A 17,269-nucleotide genomic window follows, 5' to 3' on the forward strand; every position below is an offset into this window, starting at 1 on the left:
GGACCCGCCGTGGCAACCACGCGCTCCGCACACACCGTCTGGGAAGGCAACCTGCTCGAGGGCAACGGTGTCGTCACCTTCGACTCGTCCGGCATCGGCGAGCAGCCGGTGTCGTGGCCGTCGCGCGCCGAGCAGGCGAACGGCAAGACCAGCCCCGAGGAGCTGATCGCCGCCGCCCACTCCAGCTGCTTCTCCATGGCGCTGTCGCACGGTCTGGCCGGCGCCGGCACCCCGCCCACCAAGCTCACCACCTCCGCCGACGTCACCTTCCAGCCGGGTGAGGGCATCAAGGGCATCCACCTCACCGTGGAGGGCACCGTCCCCGGCCTCGACAACGACGCGTTCGTCGCCGCCGCCAAGGACGCCAAGAAGAACTGCCCGGTCAGCCAGGCCCTGACCGGCACGACCATCACCCTGACGGCCAAGCTGGCCTAGTCGGACAGGGCGCTAGGAGCCCGCGCGCTCCCAGCCCCGCCGGTCCGGGCGCGGCCCCAGCTGCCTGGGGTCGCGCGACCGGTACACCACGTACGGCCGGGTCAGGTACTGCACCGGCGCGCTGAACATGTGCACCAGCCGGGTGTAGGGCACCAGGGCGATCAGCAGCATCCCCACCACCGCGTGCACCTGGTACAGCACCGGCACCCCCACCATCAGCTCCGTCTTCGGCTGGAGCGTGAACAGGCTGCGCGACCAGGGCGCGATGGTGTGCCGGTAGTCGTAGCCGGTCCCCGAGGAGTGCGCGAGCTTGGCGACCATGCCGAGGACGATCGCCGCCAGCAGGAAGACGTACATGACCTTGTCGTTGGCGGTCGTCGCCCGGAACACGGGCGCGTTGGTACGCCGCCGGTAGATCAGAATCAGGATGCCGGCCACCGCCAGCACCCCGGCCGCCGTGCCGCCGTACAGCGACAGCAGATGGTACGCGTGCTCGCTCACGCCCAGCGCGTCCGTCCACGACTCCGGGACGAACAGCCCGACGAGGTGCCCGACCAGCACGAACAGGATGCCGTAGTGGAAGACCGGCGACGCGATGTTCAGCAGCTTCGACTCGTAGACCTGCGAGGAGCGCGTCGTCCAGCCGAAGCGGTCGTAGCGGTGCCGCCAGACCAGGCCCGCGATCAGCAGGGCCAAGGCGGCGTAGGGCAGCACGCCCCAGAGGAAGACGGTCACGGGCGGGCTCCGGTGGGTGCGGGCGGCAGGGTGGCGCACACGGCGTCCAGGACGCACGCGTAGGGCGTGCCGAAGGCGGTCAGCCGGGAGCGGAGCTGGTCCAGGGCTTCGCGGTGCTCGGTGAGCATGCCGATGTCCCCGGTGCGGGAGGCGAACTCCAGCACCGCCGGCAGGAAGTCGGGCAGCTCCTCGTCGGTGAACTCCAGACCGTGCGCCCGGTACAGCTCCTTGAAGCGGACCAGGGACATCCCGCGGTTGCGGGTGTCGCCGTCGGTCCACCAGCTCAGGTACAGGCTGTGCCGGTTCTTGAAGTCGAAGACCTCAACGTAGTGCGCCTGGAGTTCGCCCTGCCCGGTCGCCGCCGCGTGGTCGGTGAAGCCGCGCAGTTGCGGAGCCGCCTCGCGCAGCAGTGGCAGCCGGACGCGGAAGTCGTCGTCGGGATATGTCAGACAGAGCGCCGCCGCCTGGTACAGCACCTCGAAGCCGGGCATCGGATCAGACCTCCCTCTCGTCGTCCGCGGTCTGCCGCCTGCGCAGGATGTGGAAGTTCTCCACCGGCACCAACGGCAGCCGCTTGCGCCCCGAGTCCCGGCCGAACGGCCCGTCCCCGCCCATCCCCGGCCCGCCGTCGGTGTCGAGGCTGCACGTGTCCGGCAGCGCGGACGCCTCCAGCCGGTGCGCGTCCCCGACGGCCGCCGTCGGGATGACGTACCGCTCCTCGTACTTGGCGAGCGCCAGCAGGCGGTACATGTCCTCCACCTCCTGGGCGCTCAAGCCGACACTCGCGCAGACACCGGGGTCGGGGTCCTCGCCGAGGTTGACCGACCGCATGTGGGAGCGCATCGCCGCCAGCTTCTCCAGCGACGCCCGCACCGGGCCGGTGTCGCCCGCCGTGAACAGCTCCGCCAGGTACTCCAGGGGGATGCGGAGCGTGTCGATCGCCCCGAACAGGTTGTCCGCGTCCTCGCCGTCGTGCCCGGTCTCCGTCAGCGCGTCCACCACCGGCGACAGCGGCGGGATGTACCAGACCATCGGCATGGTCCGGTACTCCGGATGCAGGGGCAGCGCGACGCGGTACTTGCTCACCAGCGCGTGCACGGGGGAGCGCCGGGCCGCCTCGATCCAGTCGAACGGGACGCCCGCCTCCTCCGCCGCCCGCCGTACCGAGGGGTCCTCGGGGTCGAGGAAGACGCCCAACTGGGCCTGGTACAGCTCCTGCTCGTTCTCGGTCGAGGCGGCCTCGGTCACCTTGTCGGCGTCGTACAGCACCACACCCAGGTACCGGAGGCGGCCGACGCAGGTCTCCGAGCAGACCGTCGGCTGCCCGATCTCGATGCGCGGGTAGCAGAACGTGCACTTCTCGGCCTTGCCGGTGCGGTGGTTGAAGTACACCTTCTTGTACGGGCATCCGGTCACGCACATCCGCCAGCCCCGGCAGCGGTCCTGGTCGACGAGGACGATGCCGTCCTCCGAGCGCTTGTACATCGCCCCGGACGGGCACGAGGCGACACACGACGGGTTGAGACAGTGCTCGCAGATGCGCGGCAGGTAGAACATGAAGGTCTCTTCGTACGCGAACCGCACCTTCTGAGAGGCCTGCTGCCGCGTGCGCTCCACCATCGGGTCGAGGTCGCCGTAGGCGGGGGCGCCGCCCAGGTCGTCGTCCCAGTTCGAGGACCAGCCGATCTTCATCGGCTTGCCGTCGATCTGGGAGACGGGCCGGGCGACCGGGTAGTCGGAGCCGAGCGGGGCGTCCGTGAGGTTCTTGTAGTCGTACGTCCAGGGCTCGTAGTAGTCCTTGATCTCCGGGAGCCTCGGGTTGGAGAAGATTCCGGCGAGCTTCTTGATCCGGCCGCCCGCCTTGAGCTTCAGCGCCCCGCGCCGGTTCAGCTCCCAGCCGCCCTTCCACTTCTCCTGGTCCTCGTAGCGCCGGGGGTAACCCTGCCCCGGGCGGGTCTCCACGTTGTTGAACCAGACGTACTCCATGCCGCGCCGGTTGGTCCACGCCTGCTTGCAGGTGACCGAGCAGGTGTGGCAGCCGATGCACTTGTCGAGGTTCATGACCATCGCGACCTGGGCCATCACACGCATCAGTACTCGACCTCCTGGCTGCGGCGGCGGATGACGGTGACCTCGTCGCGCTGGTTGCCCGTCGGACCGAGGTAGTTGAACGCCCACGACAACTGGGCGTAGCCGCCGATGAGATGGCTCGGCTTGAGGAGCAGCCGGGTGAGCGAGTTGTGGATGCCGCCGCGCTTCCCGGTGGTCTCCGCGAGCGGCACGTTGACCGTCCGCTCCTGCGCGTGGTGCATGTAGACCGTGCCCGGTGGCATCCGGTGCGAGACGATCGCGCGGGCCACCACCACGCCGTTGCGGTTGACCGCCTCGATCCAGTCGTCGTCACAGACCCCGATCGCCTCCGCGTCCCGCGTGGACATCCAGATCGTCTGGCCGCCCCTCGACAGCGCCAGCATGAACAGGTTGTCCTGGTACTCGGAGTGGATGGACCACTTGTTGTGCGGGGTCAGGTAGCGGACCGTCACCTCGCGGTGCCCGTCGGGGCCGAGCTGCGGCTCGCCGAAGAGCCGGCTCATGTCCAGCGGCGGCCGGTACACGGGCAGCGCCTCGCCCAGCTCGTGCATCCAGTCGTGGTCGAGGAAGAAGTGCTGCCGTCCGGTGAGGGTGTGCCAGGGCTTGAGGTGCTCGGTGTTGAGCGTGAACGCCGTGTAGCGTCGGCCGCCGGCCTCGCTGCCCGACCACTCCGGCGAGGTGATCACCGGCACGGGCGCCGACTGGGTGTCGGCGTACGTGATCCGCTTGCCCTCGTGCTCGGCGGCGAGGTGGGCCATCTCCTGCCCGGTCTTCGCCTCCAGGGTGTGGAAGCCCTGGGTGGCCAGACGGCCGTTGGTGGTGCCGGAGAGGGCCAGGATGGTGTTGGCGGCCTTCACCGCCGTGTCCAGTGCCGGGCGGCCGTCGGCGGGGCCGCCGCGCACCGCGCCGTTCAGCTCCCGAAGCCGCGCCACCTCCTCGTCCGGCCGCAGCGTGATCCCCTTCGCGGGCAGGCCCTTGGCCTCCACCAGCGGGCCCAGCGCCGCGAACTTCGCGCCGACCGCCGTGTAGTCCCGCTCCACGACGACGAGGTTCGGCATGGTCTTCCCGGGCTCGGGATCGCACTCCCCGCGCCGCCAGTCCCGTACCACCCCGCCGGGCTGGGCGATCTCGCCCGGCGTGTCGTGCTGGAGCGGCGCCGCCACCAGGTCCTTGCGTACGCCGAGGTGGCCGGCGGCCAGCTCGCTCAGCTTCTCCGCGAGCACCTTGAACGTGTCGAAGTCGGTGCGCGTCTGCCACGGCGGGCTCACGGCCGGGGAGAAGGCGTGCACGTAGGGGTGCATGTCCGTGCTGGACAGGTCGTGCTTCTCGTACCAGGTCGCCGCCGGCAGCACCACGTCGGACAGCAGGGTGGAGGAGGTGTGCCGGAAGTCCAGCGACAGCAGCAGGTCGAGCTTGCCCTCGGGCGCCTCCTCGTGCCACACCACGTCCCGGGGCCGCTGGTCCGGTGCGGCCTCCTCGGCGCGCAGCGAGGAGTGGGTGCCCAGCAGGTGCTTGGTGAAGTACTCGGCGCCCTTGGCCGACGAGCCCAGCAGGTTGGCCCGCCACAGGGTCACGATCCGCGGCCAGTTCCGAGGCGCGTCCGGGTCCTCGCAGGCGAACTTCAGGGTGCCCGCCCGCAGTTCGGCCACCGCGCTCGCCACCGGGTCGCCGAACGTCTCGCCCAGCTCCAGGGGGTTGCGGTCGAAGGTCGGGTACGACGGCATCCAGCCCGTCCGCGCCGACAGCGCCAGGCAGTCCGCGCCCGTCATGCCCTCGAACCGGCCCTCGCCCAGCGGGGAGGCCAGCACGTCGGCGCCGAACCGGTCGTAGCGGAACTGGTCGGTGTTCAGGTACCAGTACGCGGTGCCGATCATCTGGCGCGGCGGACGCGACCAGTCCGAGGCGGCGGCCAGCGACGCCCAGCCCGTCACCGGACGGCACTTCTCCTGGCCCACGTAGTGCGCCCAGCCGCCGCCGTTGCGGCCCTGGCAGCCGGTGAGCTGGAGCAGGGCGAGGAAGGCCCGGTAGATCGTCTCGGAGTGGAACCAGTGGTTGGTGCCCGCGCCCATCAGGATCATGCAGCGCCCCTTGGAGCGCTCGGCCGTGCGCGCGAACTCCCGGGCGATCCGCACGCAGGCCGCCGCCGGCACCGAGGTGTGCGTCTCCTGCCAGGCCGGGGTGCCGGGCGCGTCCGCGTCCTCGTACGACGCCGGCCACTCGCCCGGCACTCCGGGCCGCGCCACCCCGTACTGGGCCAGCAGCAGATCGAACACCGTCGTCACCAGCGGACCGGTCGCCCCGCCCAGCCGCGTCGCCGGCACACCCCGCGTCACCACCTCGCCGCGGCCCTGCGCGTGCGCGCCGCCCTCGGTGTCGAAGCGGGGGAGCAGCACCTCGACGCCCGACGCCATCTCATGGCCGTGCAGGCTCAGCCGGGGACGCACGTCACCCAGGTCGAGGTTCCACTTCCCCCGGTCGGCCTCGTTCCAGCGGAAGCCCAGCGAGCCGTTCGGCACGACCGCGCGGCCCGTCGCGTCGTCCAGCACCACCGTCTTCCAGGCGGCGTCCGCACCCTCCTGCCCCAGGTCGGCCGCGCGCAGGAACTTCGCCGGCACGTACGCCCCGTCCCGCTCGGTCAGCGTCACCAGGAACGGCAGGTCGGTGAAGCGCCGCACGTAGTCGTCGAAGAACGGCGTCTCCCGGTCGACGAAGAACTCCTTGAGCACCACGTGCCCCATCGCCAGCGCCAGCGCGCCGTCCGTGCCCGGGTGCGGGTGCAGCCACTGGTCGGCGAACTTGGTGTTGTCGGCGTAGTCGGGGGAGACGACCACGACCTTCTGGCCCCGGTAGCGGGCCTCCGCCATCCAGTGCGCGTCCGGCGTCCGCGTCACCGGGACGTTCGACCCCCACATGATCAGGTAGGCCGCGTCCCACCAGTCGCCGGACTCCGGCACGTCCGTCTGGTCGCCGAAGACCTGCGGGGACGCCACCGGCAGGTCGGCGTACCAGTCGTAGAACGACAGCATCGGGGCGCCGATGAGGGAGTGGAAGCGGGCGCCCGCCGCGTGCGACACCATCGACATCGCCGGGATGGGAGAGAAGCCCGCGATGCGGTCCGGGCCCTGGGTGCGGATGGTGTGGACGTGGGCCGCGGCGACCATCTCGACCGCCTCGTCCCAGCTCGCCCGGACCAGGCCGCCCTTGCCGCGCGCCCGCTGGTAGCGCCGCCGCCGCTCGGGATCGCCCTGGATGTCGGCCCAGGCCAGCACCGGGTCCGTCAGCCGGGCCTTCGCCTCCCGGTACATCTCCAGGAGCACCCCGCGCACGTACGGGTAGCGCACCCGGGTCGGCGAGTACGTGTACCAGGAGAACGCCGCGCCCCTCGGACAGCCGCGCGGCTCGTACTCGGGGCGGTCCGGGCCCACCGACGGGTAGTCCGTCGCCTGGGTCTCCCAGGTGATGATGCCGTCCTTGACGAACACGTTCCAGCGGCACGATCCCGTGCAGTTCACGCCGTGCGTGGAGGTGACGACCTTGTCGTGGCTCCAGCGGTCCCGGTAGAACGCGTCCGACTCACGGCCGCCGACCAGCCCGATGCTGTGCAGGTCGGGGGCGGCGGTGCCGGGCCGGAAGAACCGGCCCGCGCGCAGCAGCGCCGCGCCCGGTTCGGTGGGCGGTGTCCGCGTGTCGGTCACGTGCGCTCCCTTGATCGACCGGGCCCTGGCTTCCGAACCTAGGGGCGGGCGCGGGAGCGCACCTTTTCGCGGCGCCCGTACGGGTCAGGGCGGATGCCGGCCGGTCCCGTCAGACCTTGCGCGCCACCCCCGCGTACACCGGCACGATGCCCTCCGCCTGGGCCGCCACGTCCTCCGGCTCCGGCCGCCATCCGGTGACCGGGATGACGCCGGGGCCCAGCAGCTCCAGTCCGTCGAAGAAGCGGGAGAACTCGCCGAGCGAGCGCGGGTAGAACGGCGTGCCGCTGCGGGCGAACAGCCCGGCCGCCTTCCCCACCGCCTCCGGGTTGAGATCCGGTGTGACCTGGGAGAGGACCAGGTAGCTGCCCGGCACCAGGGCGTCCACGTACCGCTTCAGCAGGCCGTGCACGTCGTCGCCGTCGGCCGCGTCCCCGAGGTAGTGCGTCAGGGCCACCAGCGACAGCGCCACCGGCCGCGCGAAGTCCAGGGACTCGGCCGCCGGCCGCAGAATGGTGTCCGGGTCGCGGACGTCCGCGTGGACGTACTCCGTGGAGCCCTCAGCGGAGCCGTGCAGCAGCGCCTCGGCGTGCCGCAGCACGATCGGGTCGTTGTCCGCGTAGACCACCCGCGCCTCGGGCGCCACGGCCTGTGCGACCTGATGCAGGTTCGGCTCGGTGGGGATGCCGGTGCCGATGTCCAGGAACTGGCGCACCCCGGCCTCGGCGAGCGTCCGCACCGCCCGGTGCATGAACCGGCGGTTGGCCCGCGCCCCGCGCACCGCCGTGTCGTCCGCGGCGAGGATCTTGCGGGCCAGCTCCTCGTCCACGGGGTAGTTGTCCTTGCCGCCCAGCCACCAGTCGTAGACGCGGGCCGGGTGCGGCCGGCCGGTGTCGACGGGAGCGGCTGCGGGCGTGGCGTCGGATCCGGTCATGCGCGGTGGTCTCCTCGGTGCCGGGGCGTCAGGGGTCGTGGTTGCCGGGACTGCCGGTTCAGAAGTTCTCGCGGTACGCGCGCAGGATCTTCTCGGTGCGCTGGGTCGAGGCCGCGCGCGCCGTCATGTGGTCCAGGACCTCCAGGTGCGCGGAGACCTCCGTACGGGAGTCCAGGTACAGGGCGCCCGTCAGGTACTCGGTGAAGACCATGTCGGGCAGCTCCGGCTCCGCGAACCGGAACAGGGTGAACGGCGCGTACGTCCCGGGATGCGGCCCGTCGTCGAACTCGGCGACCTGGAGCGTCACCCGGTCCCGGGTCGCGAACTCCAGCAGCTTGTCCAGCTGGCCGCGCATCACCCCGGCGTCGATGCTCACCGGCCGCCGCAGCACCGTCTCGTCCATCACCACCCACAGGTGCGGCGGGTCCGCGCGCTCCAGCAGCCGCTGCCGCTCCATGCGCAGCGACACGTGCCGCTCGACGGCCTCACCGCCCGCGTTGGCGATCGTCCCGGCCTCCATGACCGCGCGCGCGTAGTCCTCGGTCTGCAGCAGCCCCGGCACGAAGTGCGGCTCGTAGGAGCGGACGATCCGCGCGGCGCCCTCCAGGCTCACGTACATGCTGAACCAGTCCGGCAGCACGTCGTGGTACCGCTGCCACCAGCCCGGCTGGTTCGCCTCCTCGGCCAGCGCCACGAACGCCGAGACCTCCGCCGCGGGCACCCCGTACGCCGTCAGCAGGATCTGGACGTACGGTATTTTCAGCGCGACCTCGGCCATCTCCATGCGCCGCACGGTCGCCGGGGCCACCCGGAGCACCTTGGCGGCCTCCTCGCGCTTGAGGCCCGCCGTCTCCCGCAGTTCCTGCAACCGCCTGCCCAGGACCACCTGGCCCACGGTGGGTGCGGCCCGCCGCTCACTCACGCCACGCCTCCCCAACGCGCCCAAGTCTCACCGCAGTCTGTCATGTTCCCCTGTCAGTCTCACAAGGGGTGTTCGCGGATCAACATCATTACCTGCCGGGTAATCGACCGTGCGCGGCCGGGACGCGATCGTGGAGCCATCGGGTTCCGGGCCGGCGCACTCCGGTCCGGACCCGGTTCCCGCAGCAGCGCCCCGACCCCGACGGAGGATGACTCGTCATGTCCGCCAACCAGCTGGCCGTCCTCGCCCGCACCACCGAACCGCAGCTGATGCTGCGCCGCTTCCTCGCCCTCGACGCGGTGGTGACCGGCGCCAACGCGGTCGCCTACCTCGCGCTCTCCGGTCCGCTGGGCCGGTTCCTCGGCGCCGGCTCCGGGCTGCTCCTCGCCCTCGGCGCGTTCCTCGCGGTGTACGCCGGGTGCGTCGCCCTGCTGGCCGCGCGCCCCCGGCCGCCGGCCCTCGGGGTGCGGGCGGTCGTGGAGGCCAACCTCGCCTGGGCCGCGGTCAGCTTCGCCGCCCTCGGCCTGTGGCTGACGCCCACCACGGCCGGCGCCGTGTGGACCGTCCTCCAGGCACTCACCGTCGCCGGATTCGCGCTGCTCCAGTACGCCGCGCTGAGGCAGCGTCAGGACAGCAGCGTCTGAAGGTACTTGACCGTCGCCGGGTCGGCCGGGAGCAGCGTCTCGATGGCCAGCTCGGCGACGGTCACGTCCATCGGCGTGTTGAAGGTGGAGATGGACGAGATGAACGACAGGGTCCGTCCCTCGTGCTCGATCTGCATGGGCAGCGCGAAGTACGGCACGGGTTCGGCCGGCTCCTCGCCCGCGCCGCTCTCCGGTACCGGGTACGCCGCCACCTCCTCGTACAGCGCCCGGAGCGGCTCCGAGCGGTGCAGGGCGATCTGCCGCTGCATCTGCTCCAGCAGGTGCCCGCGCCACTCGCGCAGGTTGCGGATGCGCGGCGCCAGGCCCTCCGGGTGCAGGGTCAGCCGCATCGCGTTGACCGGCGGCTGAAGCAGGTGCTCCGGCAGACCCTCCAGCAGCATCAGGATGCCCCGGTTGGCGGCCAGCACCTGGTACGTCGCGTCCACGACCAGCGCGGGATACGGCTCGTAGCCCCGGATCAGCCGCTCCATGCCCTCGCGCAGCGCGTCCAGCGCCGGGTCGTCCAGCGGGGTCTCCGGGTAGCGCGGGGCGTAACCGGCCGCGAGCAGCAGCGCGTTGCGCTCGCGCACCGGCACCTCCAGGTGCTCGGCGAGCCGCAGCACCATCTCCTCGCTCGGCCGGGAGCGGCCCGTCTCGACGAAGCTGATGTGCCGGGCGGAGGAGTCGGCGCGCAGCGCCAGCTCCAGCTGGCTGACCCGTCGCCGCTCCCGCCAGGCCCGCAGCAGCGGACCCACGCCCTGGGCGGTGGGGGCGGTACCTGACACGAGTGCGGTCATACCCGCACGGTAGCCGACCCGGGCCCCTCAAGGGGTGGGCCGGCCCTCCTGACCAGGGCCCGGACGGCCCGGCTGTGGCAGGCTGAAGGTGAAGGTGATGCGGCAACCGAGCCGTCCGCCGAGCCGTCGGCCGCCCAGGAGAGGAGCGCAGCCCATGCCCGTCGAACCGCTGCCGCAGCAGGAGATCGAGGAACGGCTGGCCGGGATGCCGGGCTGGTCCCTCGACGACGGCCGCCTCACCCGCACCTACCGGCTCGGCTCGCACTTCGCGGCGACCGCGATGGTCGTCCACGTCGCCCAGGTGCAGGAGGAGCTCGACCACCATTCCGACCTGACCCTCGGCTACAACACGGTCGCCCTCGCCGTGCACACCCACAGCGCGGGCGGCGCCATCACCGAGAAGGACGTGGAGCTCGCCCGCAGGGTGGAAGACCTGGCCGCCGGCCACGGGGCACACTGACGGTGTGCTCGACTACGACAAGGAAGCGGAAGTCTACGACGCCTCCCGCGGCGGCGAGCCCCGCGCCGAGGCCGCCGCACGGGCCGTACTGAGCCTCGTACCACCGCGGGCGCGCAGCCTGCTCGACGTCGCCTGCGGCACCGGCATCGTCACCCGGCGGCTCGCGGCCGGCCGGGAGGGCCTGCGCCTGACCGGCGCCGACCTGGCGCCCGCCATGGCCCGGCGCGCCGCCGCCAGGCTGCCCGGCGCCGTGGTGCTCGCGGACAGCCGCAGGCTGCCCTTCAGGGACGGCGAGTTCGACGCCGTCAGCAGCGTCTGGCTGCTCCACCTGGCGGGCGGCGGCGCGAACGTGCGGGCGATCGTCGGCGAGTGCGCCCGCGTCCTGCGCCCCGGCGGGGTGTACGTGACCACGGTCGACAAGGGCGCCTCGCACAACGTGGGCAGCGACATCGACGCCGTACTGGCCACCCGCCCGCCGAGCACCGCGCACGACGCCGCCGACCTCGTCGAGTCCCACGCCCGCGCCCACGGCCTGCTCCCCGCAGGACACGCCCGCTTCACCGGCCACGGCCAGGGCCGCAGCCCCCGCCGCACGATCGCCGACCTCAGGCGCGGCTGGTTCGTCACGCTGCCGCCGGGCGACCCGCTCGCGGACGACTACGCCGACCGGCTCGCGGCCCTGCCCGACCAGGACCGGCCCCGGCCCGACCCGGTGTTCACGCTGAGGGCGTTCGCGAAGCCGTAGGAAACCGCGGCCGATGGGCGGCAACCCGGCCGCCCCGGGCGGCGACCAAGAGGCGGAACCCATCCGTCCTCCAGGAGGTCCGTCCCGTGAGCCACCCCCACAAGTACCGCAGACGCCGTCCGCTCGTCCTCGGCGCGGCCCTCGCCGCCACCGCGCTCGTCGGCACCGGCCTGACCACGCTCACCACCGACACCGCCGAAGCGGCGACCGCCCGGCAGGCCGAGGCCCTCGACCGGGGCGTGGTCAGTGTCCACACCGGCGCCGGCAACCTGGTCGGCTGGCGCTGGCTGGCCACCGACCCGGACAACGTCTCCTTCAACGTCTACCGCGCCGGCACGAAGGTCAACTCCACGCCGGTCACCGGCTCCACCACCTTCTTCCACGCCGGCGCCCCCTCCCACGCCGACTACACGGTCCGCGCGGTGGTGAACGGCACCGAGCAGGGCGACTCGGTCCACGCGATCCAGTTCCGGGCCGGCTACAAGGACGTGCCGATCTCCCCGCCCGCCGGCGGCACCACCCCCGACGGCGTCTCGTACACCTACGAGGCCAACGACGCCTCCGTCGGCGACCTCGACGGCGACGGAGCCCTCGACCTGGTCCTGAAGTGGCAGCCGACCAACGCCAAGGACAACTCCCAGTCCGGCCACACCGGTAACACGATCGTCGACGGCATCCGCCTCGACGGCACCCGGCTGTGGCGCGTCGACCTCGGCCGCAACATCCGCTCCGGCGCCCACTACACGCAGTTCCAGGTGTACGACTACGACGGCGACGGCAGGGCCGAGGTCGCCATGAAGACCGCCGACGGCACGAGGGACGGCACGGGCGCGGTCATCGGCGACCCGTCGGCCGACCACCGCAACTCGTCCGGGTACATCCTCACCGGCCCCGAGTACCTGACCATGTTCGACGGGCGGACCGGCAGGGCCATGGGCACGGTCGACTACGTCCCCGCCCGGGGCAACGTCTCCTCCTGGGGCGACTCCTACGGCAACCGCGTCGACCGTTTCCTGGCCGGCACGGCCTACCTGGACGGCTCCCGTCCCTCCCTGATCATGGCGCGCGGCTACTACACCCGCTCGGTGATCGCCGCCTGGGACTGGCGGGACGGCCGCTTCACCCGCCGCTGGACCTTCGACACCAACTCCTCCACCAACGCCGGCAGGGGCTACGACGGCCAGGGCAACCACCAGCTCTCCGTGGCGGACGTCGACGGCGACGGCAGGGACGAGATCGTCTACGGCGCGATGGCCGTCGACGACAACGGCCACGCCCTGTGGACCACGAGGAACGGCCACGGCGACGCCATGCACGTCGGCGACCTCGACCCGTCCCGCCCCGGCCTGGAGGAGTTCAAGGTCGACGAGGACAGCTCCAAGCCCTCCTCCTGGATGGCCGACGCCCGCACCGGTCAGATCATCTGGGCCACGGGCGCGAGCGGCGACAACGGCCGGGGCGTCTCCGCCGACATCTGGTCCGGCAGCGCGGGCGCGGAGTCCTGGTCGTCGGCGGAGAGCGGCATCCGCGCCCCGAAGGGCACGGTGGTCAACAGCCGCAAGCCCTCCAGCACCAACTTCCTGTCCTGGTGGGACGGCGACCCCGTCCGCGAACTCCTCGACGGCACCCGCGTCGACAAGTACGGAACCTCCGGCGACACCCGCCTGCTCACCGGCTCCTCGGTCGCCTCCAACAACGGCACGAAGGCCACCCCGGTCCTGTCCGGCGACATCCTCGGCGACTGGAGAGAGGAGATCGTCTGGCGCACGACGAACAACACGGCCCTGCGCATCTACTCCACCCCGCACGAGACGGACCGCAGGATCACGACCCTCCTCCACGACACCCAGTACCGCACGGCCCTGGCCTGGCAGAACACCGCCTACAACCAGCCCCCGCACCCGAGCTTCTTCATCGGCGACGGGATGACGACGGCACCCAGGCCGACGGTGTACACGCCCTGATCCGCCGCCGCGTCCTCACGCGGCCTCGTCCACCGGCGGGAGCTTCTTCCCGCCGGTGACCACCTTCCTGACCCACCCCTGCGTCAGCCGTGTCCGGGAGGCGAGTACCTCCACGGGTACGCCACGCCGGTACGCGGCGCGCAGGGCGGCGTTGCGCCAGTGCTCGAACCGTCTCTTCGCGGCCTCTGCCGTGACCGCCCGGTGCAGCAGCACCGCCAGCCCGAGCAGCAACAGCCCTGCCGTGCCCTCCCACTTGTGCGCCATGCGGACCCCTGTCCTCGGTTCCACTCCCACACACCTCAACGGTCGAACGTGGGCGGCAGGGCCACAAGGGCGCGAAACGGGCGCACTGGTCGTGAAAACCGGGCGACCCTCGGCGTGAACGAGGGCCGCCCGGCAGGTGGTTCCACCGTCCGGTGGCGGAACCGCGCACACGGAGCCGTCAAGCGCCCCCAAGGGGCGCGGGGAACTGCGCGACCAGCCACGAACGGCCCGCAGCCGAAAACCCGCGCGACCCGCGGAGCGCTTCGCGGGGGACTATTCGAGCAGCTCCGCGTACGAACCCATGGCGAGGGCGATGTCCGCCTGCGCCCAGAACCGGTGGTACGTGAACGTCGGCGCGGCGCCGCCCGCGAGGTAGCTCTCGATCTTCGACCAGGCCGGGTCGTCCTGGTAGAAGGAGCGGATCGAGGAGAACGTCGACGACGCGTCGATCGTGTCACCGTTCGGCATGGTCCCGGTCCAGCCGTCCGGCACGTGCACCGGGTCGTCGAAGCGGTTGTAGTCGGCGCGGGTCTCCGGGACGGCGATGCCGAGCGCGTCCTGGTTGTTCTCCCACATGCCGTCCAGCAGCGCCTTGGCGGTGGACGCCGCCTCGGTGTCGCCGGAGCGGTCGGCGTAGTACGTCAGGGTCTTGGCGTACGCCGCAGCCACACCGACGTCGTTGGTGTAGTCGGCGACGGTGACGTGCAGGCCGGCGTTGTCACCGGGGGAGGACGCGTTCCAGGTGTCCGGCTGCCCCGACCACTTCAGCGTCGCCGGGATCAGGAAGGTGCCGTCCGGGTTGACCGTCGTCTCCGACAGCGCCCAGTCGACCCACTTGTCCAGGACCTCCTTCGCCCGCGCGTCGCCGCTCTGCTGGTAGTACTCGGCGACCCGCTCCATGGACCACGCCTGGAAGCCGAACCACTGGTTGGACGGCGGGTCGTGGTACACCGGCTTCTCGTCGTAGTACATGCCGTAGAAGGTCGGCGTACCGGCCGGCGGGGTGGCGTACCGGCCCGCCCAGCTGTTGGTCGCGCCGCCCGCGATGGCGCCCTCGTCGGACTGGAGCCAGCGGTAGAACTCGATCTGCCGGTCCAGGGACTTGGCCCAGTCCGCCGCACCCGTCGCCGACTTCGGCTTCAGGTCGTCGTACGTGCTCAGCGCGTACGCCGCCAGCGGGTTCTGGTAGCCGCCGTGGGTGTGGCTGGAGCCGATGCGCCAGGCCCAGCCCGCCGAGGTGTCGACGGCGCCGCCCCACGCGTAGTACCAGGACAGCAGGTAGTGTGAGGAGTCCTTGCCGGTGCCGGCCGGGCAGCTCGACGGCCCCACGCAGTTCCCGACCTTCTTGAAGTACTTGTCGTACATGGCGTAGCGCAGGTAGTCGCCCATCTTGGCGGCCTTGTCGAGGGTCCCGGCGATCTCGTCGCCCTTGCCCTGCTCCTCGGCCCAGACGTCCGCCCAGTACGCCGCCTGCACCGCCCGCGCGTCGGCGTCCGGGGCGTTGGTGAACTTCCACTGCTTCGCGTAGGAGGCGTCACCCGTGAACAGGTCCAGGTAGCCGTTGGGGCCGCCGTACTTGAAGGCGTCGCAGGTCGGCTGCGGCACCGTCTCCCACACCGACTCCTGCGCGCCGCGCTGGAAGGTGTTGATGTAGGACGGGCCGGTGTCCGACGGACCCGCCTCGCAGTTGCCGGGCGAGTTGCCGTAGCCGTAGGTGTTGTCGACGTCCTGGAGCCAGTGCATGCCGTAGACGTCGTCCGTGCCGTACGCCGACTTCAGCTCACCGGCGATCGGGTCCGGGCCGACGGAGACCGTGCCGTCCAGCTTCGCCGGGTACTCCTGCGGCGTGTCCAGCTCGGGCGCGTAGGTCGCCGGCTCGGACGCGTTGTAGGACGAGTTGGTCGGCTGGTCGGAGTGGGTGGGGATCATGTAGGTCTCCATGATCTCCCAGGCGTTGTTGAACCGGTCCCAGTCGCCGGTGACCTTGCCGTACATGGCCTGGAGCCACAGCAGGTAGCTGTACGCCTCGGACGTGGTCTCGTGCCCGTGGTCCGGCGCCTCCACGATCAGCGTCTCGACCGAGTGGTACGGGATGCCCTCGGGGGAGAAGTAGCCGTTCGCCGGGTCGGTGATCTTCCCGTACAGCTCCAGGAAGCGGGCGTCGTAGTCCTTCTGGGCGCCCAGCTGGGTCACGGTGACCGCGGCCTTGCCGTGACCGGGTGCCGTCGACTCGAAGACCGCCGAGCCGGTGCCGGAGGCGTCCGCCGCGACGGTCACCTCCTGGGCGGTGTCCCAGTTGGCCGGGGTGAAGGTGAGGCTCGCCCCGGCGGAGACCGACAGGCCCGTGTTGCCGCTCGTGCGGGCCGTCGTCACCGTGACGTCCGCGGCCGGCTCCTTCGACAGCTTGACCGCGTACGTGCCCGACTCGCCCTGCTGGACGCCCAGTTGTGCGGGGGTGGCGACCACGGTCGGTCCCGCGGCGACCGTGATGCCGACCGGCACCGAGGCGGCGGAGGCGCCCATACTGTCGTACGCCTTCGCCACCAGTGAATGACTGCCCACGGTCAAGCCAGAGGCCGAGTGTGTGTAGGGCGCGCTGGTGTCGGTGCCCAGCAGAGTGGTGTCGTCGTAGAACTCCACCTTGCTGATGGTGGCGTCGTCGGCCGCGGCGGCCGTGGCGGCCAGCGGGACGGCCTCGCCCTGCGAGTAGACCGAGCCCGGCTCCGGGCTGGTCAGCACGGTGATCGGGGGCTGATGGGCCCCGGCGCAGGTGGTGCCGTTGACGGCGAAGCTCGTCGGCGCGGTGTTGGTGCCGCTGTAGGTGAACTGCCCGCCGGTGGTGACGGCGGCGCCGGCCGCGACCCGGGCGTTGTACGCGGCGTTCCTGACGGTGACCGTCTTCCCGGACTGGCTCCAGGTGCCGTTCCAGCCGTTGGCCAGCTTCTGGTCGCCCGCGTAGTCGTACGTCAGCGTCCAGCCGTCGATGGCGTCGGCGCCGCGGTTGGTGAGTGTCAGCTCGGCGGTGAAGCCGGAGCCCCAGTCGTTGGTCCGGTAGTCCACGCTGCACTGGAGTGCGGCCGCCCGGGCGGGAGTCGAACCGGTGCCCAGCATGGTGAGGGGTAACGCGAGGGCGGCCAGGGCGGCCGTCCACAGCCGCCGCGCCGTGCGGCGTCTGCGTCTGGGTGCGGGATGCATGGTGCTGGTTCCTCCTTGCGGCTCGGGGAGTGTGGGGGCGGAGCAACAAGCCTTGAACCAGTGGGAGCGCTCCCATAGTGAGGAGGGGGGTCAGTGCGGTCAAGATGTGTGGAGAGTCGAAAAGATTCGACGGGTGCTGTCGGGAGAAAGTCGGTAACTCCTCTGTTCTTCACCGTCACTTGGCGCTACCTTCATCGGCACCAGTGGGAGCGGTTCCATCAGTCGACGCGTCCGTCACGGCGCGCCCGAACTGCGAGGAGTCGCTCATGCGCCACCCCCCGCACCACCTTCCGCGTTCAGGACTTTTAGCCGCGCCCGCGGCGCGTCCGGCGCGTCATCGGCCGGCGTGCCGGCTCGCACACCCCCCGGGCGGTTCCACCGTGCCCGCGGG

General features: G+C 71.6%; 14 protein-coding genes. 5 read left to right on the plus strand and 9 right to left on the minus strand.

Features of this window, described 5'->3' with window-relative positions; genetic code table 11:
• The first annotated feature begins 9 nt into the window (after positions 1 to 9).
• Positions 10 to 435: an OsmC family protein gene (locus tag AMK11_RS26725; protein WP_073730612.1), complete on the plus strand. Its 426-nt coding sequence runs from the start codon at positions 10 to 12 to the stop codon at positions 433 to 435.
• A gap of 12 nt (positions 436 to 447) precedes the next feature.
• Here AMK11_RS26725 and narI read toward each other — a convergent pair whose 3' ends face one another.
• The 6 genes from narI to AMK11_RS26755 all read right to left on the minus strand — a co-directional run bounded on the left by narI (position 448) and on the right by AMK11_RS26755 (position 8,809).
• On the minus strand, positions 448 to 1,170 hold the full coding sequence (narI, locus tag AMK11_RS26730; protein WP_073730710.1) for a respiratory nitrate reductase subunit gamma: 723 nt from the start codon (positions 1,168 to 1,170) through the stop codon (positions 448 to 450).
• A complete protein-coding gene (narJ, locus tag AMK11_RS26735) occupies positions 1,167 to 1,661 on the minus strand; it encodes a nitrate reductase molybdenum cofactor assembly chaperone (protein WP_073730613.1) in 495 nt (164 codons plus the stop codon). Before narJ ends, narI begins: the two co-directional genes overlap by 4 nt.
• A 4-nt stretch (positions 1,662 to 1,665) precedes the next feature.
• A complete protein-coding gene (gene narH, locus AMK11_RS26740) occupies positions 1,666 to 3,261 on the minus strand; it encodes a nitrate reductase subunit beta (protein WP_073730614.1) in 1,596 nt (531 codons plus the stop codon).
• On the minus strand, positions 3,261 to 6,956 hold the full coding sequence (locus AMK11_RS26745; RefSeq protein ID WP_073730615.1) for a nitrate reductase subunit alpha: 3,696 nt from the start codon (positions 6,954 to 6,956) through the stop codon (positions 3,261 to 3,263). Before AMK11_RS26745 ends, narH begins: the two co-directional genes overlap by 1 nt.
• Positions 6,957 to 7,065: 109 nt before the next feature.
• On the minus strand, positions 7,066 to 7,887 hold the full coding sequence (locus tag AMK11_RS26750) for an SAM-dependent methyltransferase (RefSeq protein ID WP_073730616.1): 822 nt from the start codon (positions 7,885 to 7,887) through the stop codon (positions 7,066 to 7,068).
• 58 nt (positions 7,888 to 7,945) lie between these two features.
• Positions 7,946 to 8,809: a helix-turn-helix domain-containing protein gene (locus AMK11_RS26755; protein ID WP_073730617.1), complete on the minus strand. Its 864-nt coding sequence runs from the start codon at positions 8,807 to 8,809 to the stop codon at positions 7,946 to 7,948.
• 218 nt (positions 8,810 to 9,027) lie between these two features.
• Between AMK11_RS26755 and AMK11_RS26760 the strand changes: the two genes are divergently transcribed.
• Positions 9,028 to 9,453 (plus strand): hypothetical protein, encoded by a 426-nt coding sequence (locus AMK11_RS26760; protein WP_073730618.1) that lies wholly within the window; start codon positions 9,028 to 9,030, stop codon positions 9,451 to 9,453.
• Here AMK11_RS26760 and AMK11_RS26765 read toward each other — a convergent pair.
• Positions 9,435 to 10,250 carry a helix-turn-helix domain-containing protein gene (locus AMK11_RS26765; protein ID WP_073730619.1) on the minus strand — a complete coding sequence of 272 codons (816 nt, stop codon included), beginning with the start codon at positions 10,248 to 10,250 and terminating at the stop codon, positions 9,435 to 9,437. The two genes, AMK11_RS26760 and AMK11_RS26765, sit on opposite strands and share 19 nt — an antisense overlap.
• Positions 10,251 to 10,404: 154 nt before the next feature.
• On the opposite strand from AMK11_RS26765, the gene AMK11_RS26770 reads away from it, so the two are divergent.
• The 3 genes from AMK11_RS26770 to AMK11_RS26780 all read left to right on the plus strand — a co-directional run bounded on the left by AMK11_RS26770 (position 10,405) and on the right by AMK11_RS26780 (position 13,419).
• Positions 10,405 to 10,710, plus strand: coding sequence for a 4a-hydroxytetrahydrobiopterin dehydratase (locus AMK11_RS26770; protein WP_073730620.1), 306 nt, complete (start codon positions 10,405 to 10,407; stop codon positions 10,708 to 10,710).
• Positions 10,711 to 10,714: 4 nt separating this feature from the next.
• Positions 10,715 to 11,455 (plus strand): class I SAM-dependent methyltransferase, encoded by a 741-nt coding sequence (locus AMK11_RS26775; RefSeq protein WP_073730621.1) that lies wholly within the window; start codon positions 10,715 to 10,717, stop codon positions 11,453 to 11,455.
• Positions 11,456 to 11,541: 86 nt separating this feature from the next.
• A complete protein-coding gene (locus AMK11_RS26780; RefSeq protein WP_073730622.1) occupies positions 11,542 to 13,419 on the plus strand; it encodes a rhamnogalacturonan lyase in 1,878 nt (625 codons plus the stop codon).
• A gap of 15 nt (positions 13,420 to 13,434) precedes the next feature.
• Here the strand turns inward: AMK11_RS26780 and AMK11_RS26785 are convergent, their stop codons facing one another.
• Together AMK11_RS26785 and AMK11_RS26790 are read right to left on the minus strand one after the other, a co-directional pair.
• A complete protein-coding gene (locus AMK11_RS26785; protein ID WP_073730623.1) occupies positions 13,435 to 13,683 on the minus strand; it encodes a hypothetical protein in 249 nt (82 codons plus the stop codon).
• A gap of 273 nt (positions 13,684 to 13,956) precedes the next feature.
• On the minus strand, positions 13,957 to 16,878 hold the full coding sequence (locus tag AMK11_RS26790) for a glycoside hydrolase family 48 protein (protein WP_073730624.1): 2,922 nt from the start codon (positions 16,876 to 16,878) through the stop codon (positions 13,957 to 13,959).
• Positions 16,879 to 17,269 lie beyond the last annotated feature (391 nt).

It is taken from the genome of Streptomyces sp. CB02414 (assembly GCF_001905385.1).
Taxonomy (GTDB): Bacteria; Actinomycetota; Actinomycetes; order Streptomycetales; family Streptomycetaceae; genus Streptomyces.